General features: G+C 72.9%; 19 protein-coding genes. 9 read left to right on the top strand and 10 right to left on the bottom strand.

Annotation, left to right across the window (positions count from 1 at the left end):
* Positions 1-43: 43 nt before the first annotated feature.
* A complete protein-coding gene (locus AC068B_RS26865) occupies positions 44-976 on the bottom strand; it encodes a M48 family metalloprotease (RefSeq protein ID WP_478674208.1) in 933 nt (310 codons plus the stop codon).
* Positions 977-999: 23 nt separating this feature from the next.
* Positions 1,000-1,434 (bottom strand): BlaI/MecI/CopY family transcriptional regulator, encoded by a 435-nt coding sequence (locus tag AC068B_RS26860; protein ID WP_478674207.1) that lies wholly within the window; start codon positions 1,432-1,434, stop codon positions 1,000-1,002.
* Positions 1,435-1,584: 150 nt separating this feature from the next.
* Here AC068B_RS26860 and AC068B_RS26855 point away from each other — a divergent pair, with 150 nt between their 5' ends.
* Both AC068B_RS26855 and AC068B_RS26850 read left to right on the top strand, forming a co-directional pair.
* Positions 1,585-2,160: a TerD family protein gene (locus AC068B_RS26855; protein ID WP_359343316.1), complete on the top strand. Its 576-nt coding sequence runs from the start codon at positions 1,585-1,587 to the stop codon at positions 2,158-2,160.
* A gap of 51 nt (positions 2,161-2,211) precedes the next feature.
* Entirely contained in the window at positions 2,212-2,619 is a 408-nt protein-coding gene (locus AC068B_RS26850; protein ID WP_478674206.1) for a CoA-binding protein, read from the top strand.
* A gap of 19 nt (positions 2,620-2,638) precedes the next feature.
* Here the strand turns inward: AC068B_RS26850 and AC068B_RS26845 are convergent, their stop codons facing one another.
* Positions 2,639-3,700, bottom strand: a complete 1,062-nt coding sequence (locus AC068B_RS26845; protein ID WP_478674205.1) for a PucR family transcriptional regulator — start codon at positions 3,698-3,700, stop codon at positions 2,639-2,641.
* A 107-nt stretch (positions 3,701-3,807) separates the two neighbouring features.
* Here AC068B_RS26845 and AC068B_RS26840 point away from each other — a divergent pair, with 107 nt between their 5' ends.
* The 3 genes from AC068B_RS26840 to AC068B_RS26830 all read left to right on the top strand — a co-directional run bounded on the left by AC068B_RS26840 (position 3,808) and on the right by AC068B_RS26830 (position 6,731).
* Positions 3,808-4,248, top strand: coding sequence for a nitroreductase family deazaflavin-dependent oxidoreductase (locus AC068B_RS26840; protein ID WP_478674204.1), 441 nt, complete (start codon positions 3,808-3,810; stop codon positions 4,246-4,248).
* Positions 4,249-4,425: 177 nt separating this feature from the next.
* Positions 4,426-5,295: an AAA family ATPase gene (locus tag AC068B_RS26835; RefSeq protein WP_478674203.1), complete on the top strand. Its 870-nt coding sequence runs from the start codon at positions 4,426-4,428 to the stop codon at positions 5,293-5,295.
* The gene (locus AC068B_RS26830) at positions 5,292-6,731 is read left to right on the top strand and encodes a VWA domain-containing protein (protein ID WP_478674202.1); all 1,440 of its coding nucleotides are present in this window, start codon (positions 5,292-5,294) and stop codon (positions 6,729-6,731) included. Before AC068B_RS26835 ends, AC068B_RS26830 begins: the two co-directional genes overlap by 4 nt.
* Here AC068B_RS26830 and AC068B_RS26825 read toward each other — a convergent pair.
* The 7 genes from AC068B_RS26825 to AC068B_RS26795 form a co-directional block, all read right to left on the bottom strand.
* On the bottom strand, positions 6,697-7,650 hold the full coding sequence (locus AC068B_RS26825; protein ID WP_478674201.1) for a tellurite resistance/C4-dicarboxylate transporter family protein: 954 nt from the start codon (positions 7,648-7,650) through the stop codon (positions 6,697-6,699). The two genes, AC068B_RS26830 and AC068B_RS26825, sit on opposite strands and share 35 nt — an antisense overlap.
* 81 nt (positions 7,651-7,731) lie before the next feature.
* Positions 7,732-8,961, bottom strand: a complete 1,230-nt coding sequence (locus AC068B_RS26820) for a carboxylesterase family protein (protein ID WP_478674200.1) — start codon at positions 8,959-8,961, stop codon at positions 7,732-7,734.
* Between the two features lie 84 nt (positions 8,962-9,045).
* Positions 9,046-9,420, bottom strand: a complete 375-nt coding sequence (locus AC068B_RS26815; protein WP_478674199.1) for a VOC family protein — start codon at positions 9,418-9,420, stop codon at positions 9,046-9,048.
* A 16-nt stretch (positions 9,421-9,436) separates the two neighbouring features.
* Positions 9,437-10,609: an XdhC family protein gene (locus AC068B_RS26810; protein WP_478674198.1), complete on the bottom strand. Its 1,173-nt coding sequence runs from the start codon at positions 10,607-10,609 to the stop codon at positions 9,437-9,439.
* Complete coding sequence (locus AC068B_RS26805) at positions 10,602-12,740, bottom strand: xanthine dehydrogenase family protein molybdopterin-binding subunit (RefSeq protein WP_478674197.1); 2,139 nt, start codon at positions 12,738-12,740, stop codon at positions 10,602-10,604. The genes AC068B_RS26810 and AC068B_RS26805 overlap by 8 nt, the downstream gene beginning before the upstream one ends.
* A complete protein-coding gene (locus tag AC068B_RS26800; protein WP_478674196.1) occupies positions 12,737-13,729 on the bottom strand; it encodes an FAD binding domain-containing protein in 993 nt (330 codons plus the stop codon). The genes AC068B_RS26805 and AC068B_RS26800 overlap by 4 nt, the downstream gene beginning before the upstream one ends.
* Positions 13,726-14,268: a (2Fe-2S)-binding protein gene (locus AC068B_RS26795; RefSeq protein WP_478674195.1), complete on the bottom strand. Its 543-nt coding sequence runs from the start codon at positions 14,266-14,268 to the stop codon at positions 13,726-13,728. The genes AC068B_RS26800 and AC068B_RS26795 overlap by 4 nt, the downstream gene beginning before the upstream one ends.
* Before the next feature lie 251 nt (positions 14,269-14,519).
* Here AC068B_RS26795 and AC068B_RS26790 point away from each other — a divergent pair, with 251 nt between their 5' ends.
* The 4 genes from AC068B_RS26790 to AC068B_RS26775 all read left to right on the top strand — a co-directional run bounded on the left by AC068B_RS26790 (position 14,520) and on the right by AC068B_RS26775 (position 17,969).
* Positions 14,520-15,110, top strand: a complete 591-nt coding sequence (locus tag AC068B_RS26790; protein WP_478674194.1) for a TetR/AcrR family transcriptional regulator — start codon at positions 14,520-14,522, stop codon at positions 15,108-15,110.
* A 191-nt stretch (positions 15,111-15,301) separates the two neighbouring features.
* Positions 15,302-15,997 carry a type 1 glutamine amidotransferase domain-containing protein gene (locus AC068B_RS26785; RefSeq protein ID WP_478674193.1) on the top strand — a complete coding sequence of 232 codons (696 nt, stop codon included), beginning with the start codon at positions 15,302-15,304 and terminating at the stop codon, positions 15,995-15,997.
* Positions 15,998-16,000: 3 nt separating this feature from the next.
* Complete coding sequence (locus tag AC068B_RS26780) at positions 16,001-16,591, top strand: TetR/AcrR family transcriptional regulator (RefSeq protein ID WP_478674192.1); 591 nt, start codon at positions 16,001-16,003, stop codon at positions 16,589-16,591.
* 43 nt (positions 16,592-16,634) lie between these two features.
* The gene (locus tag AC068B_RS26775) at positions 16,635-17,969 is read left to right on the top strand and encodes an aldehyde dehydrogenase family protein (protein WP_478674191.1); all 1,335 of its coding nucleotides are present in this window, start codon (positions 16,635-16,637) and stop codon (positions 17,967-17,969) included.
* Positions 17,970-17,972 lie beyond the last annotated feature (3 nt).

Here is a 17,972-nt window from a genome sequence, read left to right as displayed (position 1 = left end):
GGGCCCCTCGGGCCGGTCCGTTCGCGGCAAACACCGCTGCCGTTCAGAGCGGCGTGGCCGCCCGCAGGATCAGGACCATCGTGACGGCGGAGTTCGCCGAGGACATCGCGGACACGGCGGTGCCGAACGCGGCGGACCACAGGGCGAGCCCCACCCCCGTGAACACGGAGGGCCGGGTCGCGGCCGACGGGGCCGGGGCGAGGAGCGCGGCGACGCGGCGCGGCACCGGCCCGGGCGCCGCCAGACCCGCGAGGGTCGGCGCGGGCACACCTCGCGAGACCAGCGCCGCCTTGCCGATCGCCCGGGCGACAACCCGTCGGTCGCGCACCGCGCGGGCCGCCGCTTCGTCGGCCCAGCGCTCCGCGGCGTAGGCCACGGAGGTGCGCAGCGGCCGCAGGAAGGGGTTGGCACGGGCGGCGAGCTGCGTGACGATCAGATGCCGGTGGTGGCGCGCCGACAGATGCGCCCGCTCGTGGGCGAAGAGCGCGCGGCGCTCCGGGGCGGCGAGCCGGGCCAGCATCCCGGTGGTGACCACGACACGGCCGCCGCCGCGCGAGGGCAGGGCGTAGGCGTACGACGCCTCGTCGGCGAGGACGGCGACGGAGCTGCCGGGCAGCCCTTCGAGGGCGCGGCGCCCCCGGCGGCGCACTCGGGCATGCCGCCAGAGCGTGCGCACACATGCGGCGCACACGACGAGCAGCGCGGGGATCGCGACCTTCCCGGCCACCTCGTCATAGGGGACGGCCGCGCGCACCTCGGGGTCGGACCAGCCGTCGGGCAGCGGGTTGCCCGGCAGTTGGGCGGTGCCGACGACCATCAGGAGGGCCAGACAGAGCGTGCTGCACAGCGCCATCACCCCGGCGACGGCGGTGAGCAGCCGGGTCGCGGTGCGCGGGTGGAGGTGCTGCTCGGCGAGGCGGGCGATCGGCCACGCGGTCAGCGGCAGCACGAGCGGCAGGAAGACGAAGACGCCCATCAGCGAAGTACCCCCATCGGGCGTCAGCCGTCGGCCTCGGCGCCCGCCTGCCCGAGCAGCCCGCGCAGGAGCTCCTCGTCATCAGGGGTGAGCGTCGTGACGAAGCTGGCGAGCACGGCCTCGCGGTTGCTCTCCCCGTCGAGCACCTTGCGCATGCGGAAGGCCGCGAGTCCGGCCTCGTCCGACGCGGGCGTCCAGGCGAACGACCGGCCCGCACGCTCGCGGGTGACCGCGTCCTTGGCGAGGAGGCGGGTCAGGATCGTCATGACGGTCGTGTACGCGAGGTCGCCGCCGATCCGCTCCTGCACCCAGGCCGCGCTGACCGGGCCGCGCGCGGTGTGCAGCGCGGCGAGCACCTGCGACTCCAGCTCGCCCTGCGCGCGACGGCGCAGCCGGGGCTGCCGCTCGTCGTGCGAGTCGTGCCCCTCGCCCGAGTCGTGCTCGTCCTGGTGCGTCATGCCCGCGATCCCTCCAGCCTCAGTGTGCTCCACGGCGGACGCGGAGCGCCCTATCGTAACGGGACACCGCCGCACCACCCACTTCTACACTCCTGTAGATTTCAGTGAGCCAGAAGACAGATCCAGACACTCGGACCGTAGGAGGACATCGTGGGAGTTTCCCTGGCCAAGGGCGGCAACGTCTCGCTCAGCAAGGAGGCCCCGGGCCTCACCGCCGTAGTCGTCGGCCTGGGCTGGGATGTGCGCACCACGACCGGCACGGACTACGACCTCGACGCCAGCGCCCTGCTCTGCGACGAATCGGGCAAGGTCGTCTCCGACCAGCACTTCGTCTTCTACAACAACCTGACGAGCCCGGACGGCTCGGTCGAGCACACCGGCGACAACCTCACCGGTGAGGGCGAGGGCGACGACGAGGCCGTGAAGGTGAACCTCGCGCAGGTCCCCGCCGACATCTCGAAGATCGTCTTCCCGGTGTCGATCCACGACGCCGAGAACCGCGGCCAGAGCTTCGGCCAGGTCCGCAACGCCTTCATCCGCGTGGTGAACCAGGCCGACAACAACGAGATCGCCCGCTACGACCTGTCGGAGGACGCCTCGACGGAGACCGCCATGGTCTTCGGCGAGCTCTACCGACACGGTGCGGAGTGGAAATTCCGTGCGGTCGGCCAGGGTTATGCCAGTGGGCTGCGCGGCATCGCGTCGGACTTCGGCGTGAACGTCTGACCCGCGCGCGGCTCTGACGGCATCCCGCCGCGACATTCGAGGAGGCAGGCCATGTACGGCGACGACGAGACGGTGCGCAGGATCCTGACGGAGCTGGGCGACACCTGGGCCGTCGTGGGCCTGTCGAACAACCGGGACAGGGCGGCGTTCCGCGTCGCTTCGGTCCTGCAGCACTTCGGCAAGCGCGTGGTGCCGGTCCACCCCAAGGCCGAGACGGTCCACGGCGAGCAGGGGTACACATCCCTGTCCGCCGTGCCGTTCCCGGTCGACGTGGTGGACGTGTTCGTCAACAGCGCGCTGGCGGGCCCGGTCGCCGACGAGGCGGTCGCCGCCGGTGCGCGGGCGGTCTGGTTCCAGCTGGGCGTGGTCGACGAGGCGGCGTACGACAGGACGCGCGCCGCGGGCCTGTCCATGGTCATGGACCGCTGCCCCGCCATCGAGATCCCGCGGCTGGACTAGCGCTCCGGAGCGGCCGGTCCTAGAGCGGCTGGTCGGGCCAGTCGAGCAGGCGGGCGCCGATCACCGCGGTCTGCAGGGTGTAGCGGTGCACGGGGTCGGCCGGGTTGGCGCCGGTGAGCTGGTGAATGCGGTCCAGGCGGTACGTCAGGGCGCGCACGCTCAGCGAGAGGCGCCGGGCGGCCTCCGCCGCGACACAGCCCGAGTCGAAGAACGCGGTGAGCGTGTCGATGAGGGGCCCCGCGCCGCCGCGGGCCTGCCGCAGCGGGCCGAGCGTATGGACCACCAGGTCGGCCATGGCCTGCCGGTCGCGGGTCAGCACCGGATAGACGAGCAGATCGGCGGCGCGCAGCACGGGCCCGTCGAGTGCCAGCCGTTCAGCCAGGTCCAGGGCGTTCAGCGCCTCCTCGTACGACTGGACGACGCCGCCCGGGCCGGGCTGCGGCCTGCCGATGACAACACGGCCGCCGTCGATGGCCGCGTACGCGTGCTTGGCGAAGAAGGCGAGGACCTCGCTCTGGTCGCCGGGGGCGATGCACACCAGCCTGCCCTCCTTCGTGGTGAGCAGGATGCTGCGGTTGCCGAACCGGCCGATGAGGGCGGCCTCCACCTCGCGCGGCACGGTGTCCCCCTCCTCGTAGCCGCTCGGGCCCTGGGCGACGGCGACCGCGTGCTCGAAGGAGAGGCGCAGACCGAAGCGTTCGGCGCGTTCGGCGAGCCTGCCCAGGTCGCTGCGGCCGTGGAGCAGATCGTCGATGAACTCCCGCCGGGCCGCCTCCTGCTGACGCACCGCCAGCCGCTGAGCCCGTTCGTACCCCTCGGCGAGGGCGTCCACGGCCTGCTCCACGGCGGCCAGCACGCCGTCGGGAGAAGCCGCCCCGGCGGTGGGCCAGTGGGCACGGGTCGCCGCGAGGTGCGCGCCCACCAGCGCCCGCAGCCCGATGCCCGCATCCGCCGCACGCTCTCCCAGCGCACGGCGCGAGGACAGTTCCTCGCGGGTCAGCCGTCGCCCGGTGGCCGCCGCGGCGGCCAGAATGCCCGGATAGCCGTCGAGATACGCCTCGGGTATGCCGTGCCCCGCCATGTCCGCCCCCGGGGTCGTGGTGAACTTCTGCCACCGTGGTGAATCAATTGATGCCTTTCTAGCCCATAATGCGACCGGACCGTTAACCAACCGTCGTTGGGACAGACATGCCTCTGACTGGTGAGTACGAGCCCGGAACATGGGTCTGGTCGAACGAGCAGACCGATCTGTACGAAAGCTCCGGCGGGACGAGGGGGACGACGCTGCAGGGAAAGCCGGTCGTCCTGCTCATCTCGGTCGGCGCCCGGAGCGGGAAGCTCCGCAAGAACCCCCTGATGCGCGTCGAGCACGCCGGGGAGTACGCCGTGGTCGCGTCGAAGGGCGGCGACCCCGCGCACCCGTCCTGGTACCACAACCTGATCGCGCAGCCGCATGTGGAGCTGCAGGACGGGCCGGTAAAGAAGGACTACAGCGCACGGGTCGTCACCGGTGAGGAGCGGCAGCTCTGGTGGGAGCGTGCCGTGGCGGTCTGGCCCCAGTACGACGAGTACCGGGCGAAGACGGACCGCGAGATCCCGCTCTTCGTGCTGACTCCGCTCGAATCCTGACCCGAACGGCACCGCGCGGGCCCCGTGGGGCTCTCCGGAGCCCCACGGGAGCCGCGACGTGACGTTCGACGCAAACGGCGTCCGCCCGTTGTGGAGGGGCGCACCGAGCTGATCGGCTACGGGGACCGGGACCCGGGGGAGGCACCGGGGGAGCCGATCAGCACAGGAGAACTCCGCATGACGACCGGGTACTTCACGTCCGTCGACGACGTCGCGGCCCGCCTGGCCGCGACCGGCTATCTGGCCTCGCCCGCCGTCGCCACCACCGTGTTCCTCGCCGACCGCCTCGGCAAGCCCCTGCTGGTCGAGGGTCCGGCCGGGGTGGGCAAGACGGAGCTGGCGAAGGCCGTCGCCGCGGTCGCGGACGCGCGGCTCGTGCGGCTGCAGTGCTACGAGGGCGTCGACGAGTCGCGCGCCCTGTACGAGTGGAACCACGCCAAGCAGTTGCTGCGCATCACCGCGGGCCGCGACGAGTCGTGGGACGAGGCGCGCACCGACATCTTCAGCGAGGAGTTCCTGCTCTCACGGCCGCTGCTCACCGCGATCCGCGGCGGCGAGCCGAAGGTCCTGCTGATCGACGAGACGGACAAGGCCGACGTCGAGGTCGAGGGGCTCCTCCTCGAAGTCCTGAGCGACTTCCAGGTCACGGTGCCGGAACTGGGCACGATCAGCGCGGAGCGCCGTCCGTTCGTCGTCCTCACCTCCAACGCGAGCCGCGAGCTGTCCGAGGCGCTGCGCCGTCGCTGTCTCTTCCTCCACATCGGCTTTCCCGATGAGGAGCTGGAGCGTCGCATCGTCCGGCTGAAGGTGCCCGGTCTCGACGAGGCGCTCGCCGCTTCGGTGGTGCGGGTGGTCGGCGCGCTGCGCGCGATGGACCTGCGGAAGGTGCCGTCGGTCGCGGAGACCATCGACTGGGCGCGGACGCTGCTCGCGCTGGGTGCCGACACCCTGGACGAGACCGTGGTGCGGGACAGTCTCGGCGTCGTCCTCAAGCATCAGGACGACGTGCTGAAGGCCGCCGCCAAGCTGGACCTGGAAGCCGTGTGACGGCGCCGCCCGAGGGTCCGCCCGGCTCCCCCGCCGACGGGATCACCGGCCGGGTCACCGGTCTGGTCAGGACGCTCCGGTCGCACGGGCTACGCATCGGTCCCGGCGAGACCGTCGACGCGGCGGCGGCCCTGGAGGCGCTCGGCCTCACCGACAGGGAGCGGGTCAGGGAGGGGCTCGCCGCCGCGCTGCTCCACCAGGAGAGCCAGCGTGCGGTCTTCGACCCGGTCTTCGATCTGTACTTTCCGGCGGGAGTCGGCGCGCCGGGCGGCCGGGACGACCCCGCGGACGCCCCCGTGCGCGAGGGCGGCAACGCCGAACGGGACGCGCTGCGCGAACGGCTCGTCGCCGCGCTCGCCGCGGACGACCAGGCGCTCATCGGGCAGTTGGCGGGCGAGGCCGTGGACGGCTTCGGCGGGTACGGCGCGTCGGCGCCGGGCGGGGACGGCTGGTCGTCGTACCAGACGCTGAGCAGGCTGCGTCCCGAGACGCTGCTCGCACGCGTGCTGGCCGCCATCCGTGCGGGTTCGGCCGGACAGGACACCGGCCTGGCCGCGTTCACCGACCGCCTCCTGGCCGACGAGGTCCGGCGCCGCATCGAGGGGTTCCGTGAGCGCGTCAGGACCGAGGCGCGCCGCCGGGTCGCCGAGCGGCGCGGCACGGAGGAGATCGCCCTGCGCGCCGTGGCGACGACCGCCGACCGCGTCGACTTCCTCCTGGCGGGCCGCGGGCACCTGGACGAACTGCGCAGGGCGGTGCATCCGCTGGCCCGCAAGCTCGCGACGCGGCTGGCCGCCCGGCGCCGCAGGGCCGCGCACGGCAGCATCGATCTGCGCCGCACCCTGCGCGGTTCGCTGTCGACGGGCGGCGTGCCGATGCGTCCTGTGCTGCGCCGTCGCCGTCCCGCACGCCCCGAGCTGGTCCTGCTGTGCGATGTGTCCGGATCGGTGGCGGGCTTCGCGAACTTCACTATGCTGCTGGTGCAGGCGCTGCACGACCAGTTCAGCAAGGTGCGGGTGTTCGCCTTCGTCAACCGGGTCGACGAGGTGACGGGGCTCGTCGCGCACGGCAGCGCCGATCCGGCGGGCCTCGGCGCCCGGATCCTCGGCGAGGCGACGGTGACGGGCTGGCACGGCAGCAGCGACTACGGCACTTCCCTGGGCGAGTTCGCCGAGCGGTACGCCGACGCGGTCGGCCCGCGCTCGACGGTCTTCGTCCTCGGCGACGCCCGTACGAACATGAGCGACCCCAATCTCCCCGCCCTGCGGCACATCGCCGAGCGGGCCCGCCGGGTGTACTGGCTCAATCCGGAGGGGCGCGGGAACTGGTCGACCGGGGACTCGGCGGCGTACGCGTACGCCGAACTCGTCGAGATGCACGAGTGCCGCAACGCGCAGCAGCTCAGCGCGCTGATCGCGCGGCTGCTGCCGGTCTGAGTGCCGATCTGACCGTCCCCGCGCCCACGCACAGCCAGACCGCCACCGCGATCCACAGCAGCACCCGGCCCAGCTCCTCCAGCCAGGGGATCCGGGCTGCGGCGCTCACCGAGAGCGCGGCGACCGCCGTCATTCCCATGGGGAAGACCGTGGCCCAGCGGCGCACGTCGTAGCGCAGCCGCGGCCGCCGCACCTCGGCGATGAGCAGGACGAGGTACCACGCCAGGTCGAGGGCCAGCACGATCAGCGTCACGGTGCGCAGGACATCGTGCCAGGCCCCGCCGTACAGGGGCGCGGCGACGAGCTTCGACCCCGCGAGCGCCGAGATCGCGAGGGCGCCGCCCGCCACCCACTGGTCCCCCGCGCCCGTCCGGACCTCCGCGAAGTCGAACCGGGCGAGGGCGGCGGCGTACAGCGCCAGGCCCAGGCAGAAGAACACGAGCGCGACGACGCAGAGCGGGCGCGCGGGCAGGACGGCGGCCAGGGTGCCGGACAGCACCGCAATGGCCTGGGTGGCGACGCAGACGAGGAAGACCGCCCCCGGCATGCGGTGCCCCCAATGGCGTACGACAGGGGGCAGCAGGACCAGCCAGAGGGCGGCCGCAAGCACCAGCAGGCACACGGCGACGAACGCCCGGTCCAGGAGCGCGAGGCGGGTGCCGAGCACGCATGTCGCGGCGACGGCGGTGAGCGCGGGCGGGGTGTCCGCCTCCGACTCCCATCGGGCGCGGTCGGAGAACAGCCGGACGGCGAAGTCCGCGGCGAGCGCGAGCCAGGCGGCGACGGTCAGGGCGAGCGCCACGCGGGAGGGCGTCTCGTGGCCGAGGAGGTGCAGGCCGACGGAGATGATCCCGGTGGCCATCACCGCGGAACCCGCCGCGGGCGGCAGCCCCGACCACCACGACGCGCGAAGGGTCATGGCCCCAGCATCGGTGACCGCGCACGGACCCGCCGGTCGGGCGGGTCCGATCGGTGAGCCCCGGCGGTCACCTCGCCGAGCTCACGCGGGCTGGGGCACCGGCCCGTCCGTCAGGGACGCGGGCAGCGCGCCTGGCGTGCCCGTGCGGGCGAAGGCGAGCCATGCGGAGCGCAGCGCCCTGCCGAGCTCCTCGATCTCCGCCCGCGGCGTGGTGCCGAGGACCGGCGCCGACCGCCACGCGTCGTAGGTGCCGAAGAGCAGGGGCAGTTCGAGGCAGTGGGCGGCGCCGAGCGGGGATCCGGCGGGGCGCCAGTCGATGCGGTACGCGTGCACCCGGGCGCCGGCCTCGGCCAGGCGCTCGCCGTACCGGGTGAGCGGCGCCTCGTACACCTCGCGGGTGCGCACGGCCGTGTCCTCGTCCTCGCCCTGGAAGACGGTCATGTCGTCGGCGTTCCAGCCGTACAGGACGTCGAGGCCGCGCACGTTCTCGCCGAACGGGGCGCCGGGGCCCGGGAGGGGGGCGATGCCCTCCACCGGGACGAACGCGGGTTCCATCCGCCTGCCCGCGGTGCGCAGGTGGAACAGCGCCGTTTCCCCCTGCGCCGCGAGGATCGCGGGGATGTCGGCCGTGCGCGGGTCGGTGCCGAGCGTGTCGGCGAAGAACCGGCCGAGTGCGAGCGACTCCTTGTGGGGCCGGGCGGTGATCTCCAGCGGGGCGCTCTGGAGGATGGCCCTGCGGAACAGGCCGCGGGCCTCGGGCAGTTCCATCAGGAGGCGGACGGAGATGCCGCCCGCGGACTGTCCGAACACCGTGACGTTCGACGGGTCGCCGCCGTACGCGGCGATGTGCGTGTGGACCCAGCGCAACGCCTCCAGCTGGTCGTACAGACCGAGGTTGCCCTCGCTCACCCCGTCGAGGCAGAGGTAACCCAACGCGCCCAGACGGTAGTTGACGCTGACGACCACCACGTCGCCCTCGGCGGCGAGCACGCTGCCGTCGTACCAGTCCATGAGGCCCGCGCCGCTGCTGAAGCCGCCGCCGTGCAGCCATACGAGCACCGGCCTGGCGCCCGCGTCCCGGGCAGGAGTGGCGACCGACAGGTTGAGACAGTCCTCGCCCTGGGGACGGCTGTCCTGGGGCGTGCCCATGACGAAGTCGAGCCTGGAGGGCGGTTGCGGGCTTATCTCGCCGTCGACAGGGCGAGGGTCGTGGTCCGCGACGGGCCGGGGCCGCGCGAAGCGTTCGGCGATGGCATAGCGGATCGGTCCCGAACGCACCACTTCCGTACGGGTCGTCATCGTGTCGGTCATGCTCCGCACCTCTCAAATGTTGACGGTTCAACCCTGCGAAGTTTCCGTCAACGGGCGGTACGGCGCCACTGGTTGGGCCGGTCGTCAGCCGAGGTAGTCCGTGCGTCCTTCGTCGTCGAGCTCGAAGGGGCCGTCGGGGATGATGCAGAACTCGTTCCCCTCGGGGTCGGCCATGACCAGGAATCCGCCGTCGTCGTATCCCTCCAGCCTGCGTCCGCCGAGCGCCTCGACCCGCCGCTGTTCGGCGGCCGGGTCGGACGCCGCGATGTCGAAGTGCATGCGGTTCTTCCGCACCTTGGGCCCATCGTTCCGCTGGATCCCAAGACCGAGGCCGTTCTCGCGCCGCAGCCATACGTAGGGACCCGTGCGGCCCACGACCGGTCTGCCGAGCAGCTCGGACCAGAACGTCGCGAGCCGCTCGGGGTCGGTGGCGTCGATGATCAGGGCGTTGATCTGCATGGCTGATCCTTTCAGCTCAGACCATCGCGTCGGCCCGCGCAGGGCCGCCCGGCACGTCGTGGTGGATCGGGGTCCGTGAACCGGTCAGCGGGCGGCCCGTGCCGCCCTGGCGCGCCGCGACGATCTCCGCCGCGATGGACAAGGCGGTCTCCTCGGGCGTGCGGGCGCCGAGGTCGAGGCCGATCGGCGAGCGCAGCCGGGCCAGTTCGGCCTCGGTGACGCCCTCCTCGCGCAGCCTGCGGTTGCGGTCCTCGTGGGTGCGGCGCGAGCCCATCGCGCCGACGAACGCGACGGGCAGCCGCAGGGCGGACGCGAGCAGCGGCACATCGAATTTGGCGTCGTGGGTGAGCACGCACAGGACCGTGCGGGTGTCCGTCTTGGTGGCGCGGAGGTAGCGGTGCGGCCACTCGATCACGATCTCGTCGGCATCCGGGAAACGGGCCCGGGTGGCGAAGACGGGCCGGGCGTCGCAGACCGTCACGCGGTAGCCGAGGAACTTGCCCGCGCGGACGAGAGCCGCCGCGAAGTCCACGGCGCCGAAGACGATCATGCGGGGCGGCGGCTGGCTCGACTCGACGAGGACCGTCACCGCGCTGCCGCAGTGCGCTCCGCTCTCGGAGACCACGAACTCCCCGGTGCGCCCCGCCGCGAGGAGGGCGCGGCTCTCCCCCACGGCGGTCTGGTCGAGCTCCGGGTGCCCGCCCAGCGTTCCTTGGTACGCCCCGTGCCGCCCGCCCACGTCGGGCCCCGCCGGGGCCACCAGGAGCGGTCGGCCGAGCAGTTCGGCGGGGCCCCTGAACACCCGGGCCAGGGCCGCGGCCTCACGGCGGGCGGCGGCCGACAGGGCGGCGGCGAAGACCGCCCTGTCGGGTGCGTCCGCGGCCACCGGGGCGACCAGGACCTCGATGACCCCGCCGCAGGTGAGCCCGACCGCGAAGGCGTCGTCGTCGCTGTAGCCGAACCGCTCGACGACGGCTTCGCCCTGTTCGAGTGCCTGGACGCACAGGTCGTAGACCGCCGCCTCCACACAGCCGCCGGAGACCGAACCGATGACGGTTCCCTCCCCGTCGACGGCGAGCGCGGCGCCGGGACCGCGCGGAGCGCTGCCGCCGACGCTCACGACGGTGGCGACCGCGAAGTCCCGGCCCTCCTCGACCCAGCGGTTCAGGTCGGCGGCGATGTCAAGCACGGTGCTCTTCCCCGAGTGCGGTCCCCGCCCGCAGGACGCGGTCGGGGCGGATGGGGAGCGAACGGTGCCGGACACCGGTGGCGTGCCGGACCGCGTTGGCGATGGCCGCCGCGGCGCCCACGATGCCGATCTCCCCGACGCCCTTGATGCCGACGGGGTCCTCGGCGTCCGGGTCGTCGACCCAGTCCGCCTCGATGTGCGGCACGTCGGCGTGCGAGGCGATGTGGTAGCCCGCGAGGTCGGGGCCCACGAGGCCGCCCGTCGCCGGGTCCCTGACGGCTTCCTCGTGCAGCGCCATGGACAGGCCCCAGGTCATGCCGCCGACCAGCTGGCTGCGCGCGGTCAGCGGGTTGACGATCCGGCCCGCGGCGAAGATGCCGAGCATGCGCCGCACGCGCACCTCGCCGGTGGTGACGTCCACGGCGACCTCGGCGAACTGCGCGCCGAAAGCGTGCCGTTCCTTCTGCGAGAGCGCCCCGATGACGTCGCTGGTGTCCGCCCGCGCCGTGAGGCCGTCCGGCGGAATGTCACCGCCGAGGACCAGCTTCTCCCGCAGTTCGCGCGCCGCGAGCGTGATGGCCCAGCCCCAGGAGCGGGTGCCCATGGAGCCGCCCGCGAGCATCGCGTGACCGAAGTCGCTGTCGCCGATGCGGACCCGGACCAGCTCCGTCGGCACTTCGAGGGCGTCCGCCGCGATCAGGGTGAGCGCGGTGCGCGCGCCGGTGCCGACGTCCGCCGCGGTGATGCGCACGGTGAAGGTCCCGTCGGCCTCCGCCGTGACCGCCGCCGTGCTCGGGGCGACGAGCACCGGGAAGGTGGCCGACGCCGTGCCGGTGCCGAGCAGCCAGCGGCCTTCGCGGCGCAGGCCGGGGCGCGGGTCGCGGTCCGCCCAGCCGAACCTGCGGGCGCCCTCTTCGAAGCACGCGAGCAGATTGCGGCTGCTGAACGGCAGACCGGAGACGGGGCCCACGTCCGGTTCGTTGCGGGCCCGCAGCGCGATCGGGTCGACGCCGCACCGCTCCGCGAGTTCGTCGAGCGCGGACTCCACCGCGAAGGAGCCCGGTGCCTCGCCCGGGGCCCGTACCCAGGTCGGCGTCGGCAGGTCGAGGCGGACGACGCGGTTGACGGTGTGGTGCGCGTCGGCCGCGTACATGGCACGCCCGAATCCGGCGCTCTCCTCGACGAACTCGTGGACCGTCGACGACAGGCTCTGCGCCTGGTGGTCGAAGGCACGCAGCCGCCCGTCCGGGTCGGCGCCGAGCCGGACGCGTTGCGTGGTGGGGCTGCGGTAGCCGATGAGCGAGAAGACCTGAGGGCGGGTCAGGACGACGCGGACGGGCCGGTCGAGGGCGGTCGCCGCCATCACGGCGAGCACCTGGTGGGCCCGCGGCCCCTTGGACCCGAAGGCGCCGCCGACGTGCTCCGACTGCACCCGCACCGAGGCCGGGTCGAGGGAGAAGAGCTGCGCCAGTTCGCTCGCTACCCAGCTGCTGCCCTGGTTGGAGTCGACGACCTCCAGGCGGCCGCCGTCCCAGCGTGCCGTCGCGACGTGCGGCTCCATCGAGCTGTGGTGCTCTTCGGGCGTCGTGTACTCGGCGTCCACGACGTGCGCGGACGCGGCGAGCTGCGCCTCCAGGTCGCCCTTCTCCGTGCGCATCCCGTCGGTGTCCGGCGTGTACGTCCCCGGGCGTCCCGCGGAGAAGGCGACGTCGTGCTGCTCCTGGTCGTAGTGGACCACGAGCGCCTCCGCGGCCTCCCTGGCCTGCTCGGACGTCTCGGCCACGACCAGCGCCACCGGCCAGCCCACATAGGGCACCCGGTCGTGCTGGAAGACTTCGAGGACCGGGTCGGGCCGCCCGAGCATCCCCACGTAGTCCCCGTCGACGCGTGGCGCGTTCCCGTGGTGCAGCACGGACACGACGCCGGGCATGGCGAGGACGGGCGCGGTGTCGACCGAACGGACCCGGCCGCGGGCGATCGTGGACAGCACGAGCCAGCCGTGGGCGAGGTTCGCGAAGGGGATCTCGCCTGCGTAGCGGGCCGCGCCGGTGACCTTGTCGCGGCCTTCGATGCGGGTGTGCGGGGTGCCGACGGCGCCCGTCACCGCGGTGGTTGCGGTGGTCGTGGTCATCGGGCGGCCTCCTCGGTGAGTTCGGACAGCAGGGCCACGACGAGGTTGCGCGTCAGCGTCACCTTGTAGCCGTTGTCGGGCAGCGTGCGGGCGGCCGCGAGTTCGGCGTCGGCCGCGGCGGCGAAGGCCTCGGCGGTCGCGGGTCCCCCGGTCAGCGCCCGCTCGGCCGCCCTGGCCCGCCACGGGCGGGACGCGACGGCGCCGATGCCGATGCGCACGTCACGGACGACACCGTCCCGCACGTCCAGGGCGGCGGCGATCGAACCGATGGCGAACGCGTACGAGGCGCGCTCGCGCACCTTGCGGTAGCGGGAGACCGCGGCGACCGGGGCGGACGGCAGGCTGACATGGGTGATGAGGGCGCCGGACGGCAGCGCGGTCTCCAGGTGGGGGGTGTCGCCCACGGGCAGGTAGAACTCGGTGATCGGCAACTCGCCGGGTCCGTCGGCCGTTTCGTAGTGGACGACCGCGTCGAAGGCCGCGAGGGCCACGCCCATGTCGGAGGGGTGGACGGCCACGCAGTGCTCGGTGGCGCCGAGGATCGCGTGGTTGTGGTGCTCGCCCTCGACGGCGGAACAGCCGCTGCCGGGCTCGCGCTTGTTGCAGGGCTTGGTGAGGTCGGTGAAGTACCCGCAGCGGGTGCGCTGGAGGAGGTTCCCGCCGACCGTCGCCATGTTGCGCAGCTGGCCCGAGGCACCGGCGAGGACCGCCTGTGCCAGCGCGGGGTAGCGGCGGCGCACGTCGGGGTGGGCGGCGAGGTCGCTGTTGGTGACGGTCGCGCCGATGCGCAGTCCGCCGTCCTCGGTGGTCTCGATGGTGTCCAGGGGCAGTTCGCGTACGTCGACGAGGAGCGCGGGCCGCTCCACGCCGGTCTTCATCAGGTCGACGAGGTTGGTGCCGCCGCCGAGGTAGCGGGCTTCGGGGTCGGCGCCGAGCACGGCGACCGCCCCTGACACGTCGTACACCCGCTGGTAGCCGAAGTCCCTCATGCTGCTCCCTCTTCTGCGCGGGCGGCCTCCGCGACGGCCTCCACGATCGACACGTACGCGCCGCAGCGGCACAGGTTGCCGCTCATCCGCTCGCGGATCTCCTCGGCGGTGAGCTCGGGCACGCCCGCCTCGGGCCGCACGTCGGTGGTGGCGGCGCTCGGCCAGCCCTCGGCGTGCTCCTGGAGCGCGCCGAGCGCGGAACAGATCTGTCCCGGTGTGCAGTAGCCGCACTGGAAGCCGTCCCGGTCGAGGAAGGCCTGCTGGACGGGGTGCAGCCGGTCGCCGTCCGCGACGCCCTCGATGGTGGTGATCTCGCGGCCTTCGGAGGCGACCGCGAGGGTCAGACAGGAGACAGCACGGCGGCCGTCGATCAGCACCGTGCAGGCCCCGCACTGGCCTTGGTCGCACCCCTTCTTGGTGCCGGTCAGATCGAGCCGCTCGCGCAGGGCGTCGAGCAGGGTCGTGCGGTGGTCGACGGACAGTGTGTGCTTCTCACCGTTGATGTTCAGGGTGACGGCACTGGACGTCGATGGAGCCATGAGCAGCCTTCTTTCGCGAATCGCGTAGATCGAGGCGTCCCCTGCGGGAGATCGGGAGTGCTGGCGCTTTACAGGAGGCGGGGGCCGCGGCCGCTTCGGCAGCGGGGGTCCCCAGCGGGCGTGTCTGCGGTATGGTGAGCCTAAGTGGACAGCTGTCCGTTAACCGTCGAACTTAGCGGACAGTTGTCCGCTCAGCAAGGCACATCCAGGCCGGGGCGCAGAATCGGCCATGACGCGCCGGAGGAGAGCGAATGGGTCAGCACAAGACCCCGCCCCTGCGCTCGGACGCGCAGCGCAATCGCGAGCGGATCCTCGAAGTGGCCCTGGCGGAGCTGACGCTGGCCAGCGACGCCCCGCTCAGCCTGATCGCGAAGAAGGCGGGCGTCGGGCAGGGCACGTTCTACCGCAACTTCCCGAACCGCGAGTCGCTCGTCCTCGAGGTGTACCGCTACGAGGTCCAGCAGGTCTCCGACGCCGCCTGCCAGTTGCTGGCGAGCCGGACCCCCGACCGGGCCCTGCGGGAGTGGATGGACCGTCTCGTCCGGTACGCGATGGCCAAGGCGGGCCTGGCCGAGGCGATCCGCAAGGCGACGAGCACGCTCGGCAGCCTGGCCGGGGTCGGACCCGGCCCGCTGACCGAGGCCGTCGGCCACCTGCTGAGGGCGAACGAGGAAGCCGGGACCATCCGGCCGGGGGTGACCCCCGACGACTTCCTGCTCGCCATCGCCGGTCTCTGGCACATCGACCCGCACGACGACTGGGAGACCCGGGCCGGACGCCTGATGGACCTGGTCATGGACGGACTGCGGACCGGCGCTCCCGGAGGGCGGGAGCACGGCTGATCCTGCTCGCCCACGGGGCGGCCGGACCGCCTCGCGCACGGCCATCGGATTTCCGATACCTCCCATTGATTTCCTCATTGGATACCTATGCCCGATGGATTTACGTTTGGGGACATCACGCACTGACGTTCTGACTCCAGAACGTCAGAGTGACCGGAACGTCAGACCGCCCGCCCATCGGAGGCCCCCGCATGTCGAAGATCCTGTTCGTAGTCACCGGCGTCGACCACTGGACCCTGGCCGACGGCACCCGGCACCCGACCGGCTTCTGGGCCGAGGAAGCCGTGGCGCCGTACGAGGCGTTCAAGGCCGCCGGTCACGAGATCGTCGTCGCCACCCCCGGCGGCGTCGTCCCGACCGTCGACGGCGGCTCGCTCGCCCCCGAGTTCAACGGCGGGCAGGAGGGCGCCGACAAGGTCGCCGCCTCGCTCGCCGCGTTCACCGAGCTCCAGCACCCGGTCAAGCTGGCCGAGGTGAACCTCGACGACTACGCCGCCGTCTTCTACCCCGGCGGCCACGGCCCCATGGAGGACCTCGCCGTCGACGCCGAGTCCGGCAGGCTGCTCACCCGCGCCCTGGAGACGGACAAGCCGCTCGGGATCGTCTGCCACGCCCCGGCCGCGCTCCTGGCCGCCGTCTCCGCCGACGGCACGCCTGCCTTCGCGGGCTACCGCCTCACCGGTTTCACCAATGTCGAGGAGACCCAGGCGGGCCTCGCCGACCGGGCGAAGTGGCTGCTCCAGGACCGCCTGGTGCAGGGCGGCGCCGACTTCCAGGAGGGCGAGCCCTGGGCCCCGCACGTGATCGTCGACCGCAACCTGGTCACCGGCCAGAACCCCGCGTCCTCCGCCCCGCTCGCCGTCGAGCTGCTCGGGAAGCTGGCCTGAGCCATGGGCACCGACCGGCTCGACGAGGTCCTCGACGCCGCCTACGACTGCCTCACGCGGTACGGCGTGCGACGCACCACGATGGACGACATCGCCTCCGCCATGGGCGTGTCCCGGTCCGCCGTCTACCAGTACGTGCGCGGCAAGGACGACGCCTTCCGCAGGCTCGCCGGACGCCTCCACGAGCAGGCGCTCCGGCGGGCCCGGGCGGCCGTCACCGCCGACGCCCCATACCCGGAGCGGCTCCACGGCGTCCTGGCCGCCAAGCTAGACCTCGTGCTCCAGCTGGCCGGTGACTCCCCGCACGCCGCGGAGCTGCTCGACGAGAAGGCCCGCCTGTTCGGCGACATCTGCACGTCGTTCACGGCGGAGCTGCGCGAGCTGCTGACCGCCCTGTTCACCGAGGCGGGCACGGTCGCGGAGGTCGAGCCCCCGCAGGCCGCCGACATCTGCGTCGCGCTGGTCGTCGGCCTGGAGCGGGCGGCAACCCCCCGGAGCCTGCTGGCCCTGGCCACCGACGTGCTCGCCGCGGGCCTGCTCGGCACAGCCGCCCCGGCGGACAGCCGCGGCGCTCACGGCAGCCCCCAGCGCTGATCGACACAGCACAAAGCACGAACCACCCCCCTGAGGACCCCCCATGACCACCGACGTCACCCCCATCGACCGGACCGCAGCCCTGGTGGCCCGGCTCCGCGCGACCTTCGCCACCGGCCGCACCCGGCCCCTCGCCTGGCGTCAGGAGCAGCTGACCCGGCTGCGCGCGCTGTTCACCGAGAACCGCGAGGCCATCGCCGACGCGCTGCACAGCGATCTGCACAAGCCCCGCCCCGAGGCGTACGGCGCCGAGGTCGACCTGCCCGTGCACGAGATCGACCACACGTTGGCGCACCTCACGGAGTGGCTGGCGCCGCAGCAGCTGGATCAGGCCGCCCTCGCCGGGCTGCCCGAGGGATCCACGGCCGGTACGCAGTACGAGCCGCTGGGCACCGTGCTGGTCATCGCCCCCTGGAACTACCCGGTCCAGCTCTCCCTCGTACCGGTCGCGGGAGCGCTCGCCGCCGGTAACACGGTGATCCTGAAGCCGAGCGAACTCGCCCCGGCCACATCGGAGTTGATGGCCCGCCTCGTGCCGGAGTACCTGGACCCGGAGGCGGTCGCCGTCGTCGAGGGCGGCATTCCCGAAACCACGGCGCTGCTCGCCCAGCGCTTCGACCACATCTTCTACACCGGCAACGGCGCGGTCGGCCGCATCGTGATGCGCGCCGCCGCCGAGCACCTCACCCCCGTCACTCTCGAACTCGGCGGCAAGTCACCGGTGTTCGTGGACCGTGACGCGGACGTCGTGACCGTCGCCGCCCGCCTCGCCGACGCCAAGTTCCGCAACGCCGGGCAGACCTGCGTGGCGCCGGACTACGTCCTGACCGACCCGGCCACCGCCCGCGCCCTCGAAGTCCCGCTCGCGGAGGCCGTGGAGCGGCTCTTCGGCGCCGACCCGCAGTCCTCCCCCGCGTACGGGCGGATGGTGAACCAGCGGCACTTCGACCGGGTCAGCGCCCTGCTGGCTTCCGGCACGACGGCGTTCGGCGGGAAGACCGACCGGGACGACGTGTACATCGCGCCGACCGTCCTGACCGGAGTGACCGGCGACGACCCCGTCATGGGCGAGGAGATCTTCGGCCCGGTCCTGCCCATCGTGGAGGTAGCGGGCCTGGACGAGGCCATCGCCTTCATCAACGACCGCGACAAGCCGCTGGCCCTGTACGGCTTCACGGAGAACGAGACGACACGGCGTCGCCTCGCCGCCGAGACCTCGTCCGGCGGGCTCGGCTTCGGACTGCCGATGGCCCATCTGCGCGTGCCCGACCTGCCGTTCGGCGGTGTCGGCGAGAGCGGCCTCGGCAGCTACCACGGCCCGCACTCCATCGCCACGTTCAGCCACCGCCGCGCCCGCCTGGACGTGCCGCTCGGCTAGGTC

Source organism: Streptomyces sp. NPDC042371 (assembly GCF_056437465.1).
This window is presented reverse-complemented; position numbering and strand designations above follow the sequence as displayed.

Coding starts and splice junctions, on each gene's coding strand:
- AC068B_RS26865 (WP_478674208.1), bottom strand. CDS start 976: ATGGGCGTCTTCGTCTTCCTGCCGCTCGTGCTGCCGCTGACCGCGTGG.
- AC068B_RS26860 (WP_478674207.1), bottom strand. CDS start 1,434: ATGACGCACCAGGACGAGCACGACTCGGGCGAGGGGCACGACTCGCAC.
- AC068B_RS26850 (WP_478674206.1), top strand. CDS start 2,212: ATGTACGGCGACGACGAGACGGTGCGCAGGATCCTGACGGAGCTGGGC.
- AC068B_RS26845 (WP_478674205.1), bottom strand. CDS start 3,700: ATGGCGGGGCACGGCATACCCGAGGCGTATCTCGACGGCTATCCGGGC.
- AC068B_RS26840 (WP_478674204.1), top strand. CDS start 3,808: ATGCCTCTGACTGGTGAGTACGAGCCCGGAACATGGGTCTGGTCGAAC.
- AC068B_RS26835 (WP_478674203.1), top strand. CDS start 4,426: ATGACGACCGGGTACTTCACGTCCGTCGACGACGTCGCGGCCCGCCTG.
- AC068B_RS26825 (WP_478674201.1), bottom strand. CDS start 7,650: ATGACCCTTCGCGCGTCGTGGTGGTCGGGGCTGCCGCCCGCGGCGGGT.
- AC068B_RS26820 (WP_478674200.1), bottom strand. CDS start 8,961: ATGACCGACACGATGACGACCCGTACGGAAGTGGTGCGTTCGGGACCG.
- AC068B_RS26815 (WP_478674199.1), bottom strand. CDS start 9,420: ATGCAGATCAACGCCCTGATCATCGACGCCACCGACCCCGAGCGGCTC.
- AC068B_RS26805 (WP_478674197.1), bottom strand. CDS start 12,740: ATGACCACGACCACCGCAACCACCGCGGTGACGGGCGCCGTCGGCACC.
- AC068B_RS26800 (WP_478674196.1), bottom strand. CDS start 13,729: ATGAGGGACTTCGGCTACCAGCGGGTGTACGACGTGTCAGGGGCGGTC.
- AC068B_RS26795 (WP_478674195.1), bottom strand. CDS start 14,268: ATGGCTCCATCGACGTCCAGTGCCGTCACCCTGAACATCAACGGTGAG.
- AC068B_RS26790 (WP_478674194.1), top strand. CDS start 14,520: ATGGGTCAGCACAAGACCCCGCCCCTGCGCTCGGACGCGCAGCGCAAT.
- AC068B_RS26785 (WP_478674193.1), top strand. CDS start 15,302: ATGTCGAAGATCCTGTTCGTAGTCACCGGCGTCGACCACTGGACCCTG.
- AC068B_RS26780 (WP_478674192.1), top strand. CDS start 16,001: ATGGGCACCGACCGGCTCGACGAGGTCCTCGACGCCGCCTACGACTGC.
- AC068B_RS26775 (WP_478674191.1), top strand. CDS start 16,635: ATGACCACCGACGTCACCCCCATCGACCGGACCGCAGCCCTGGTGGCC.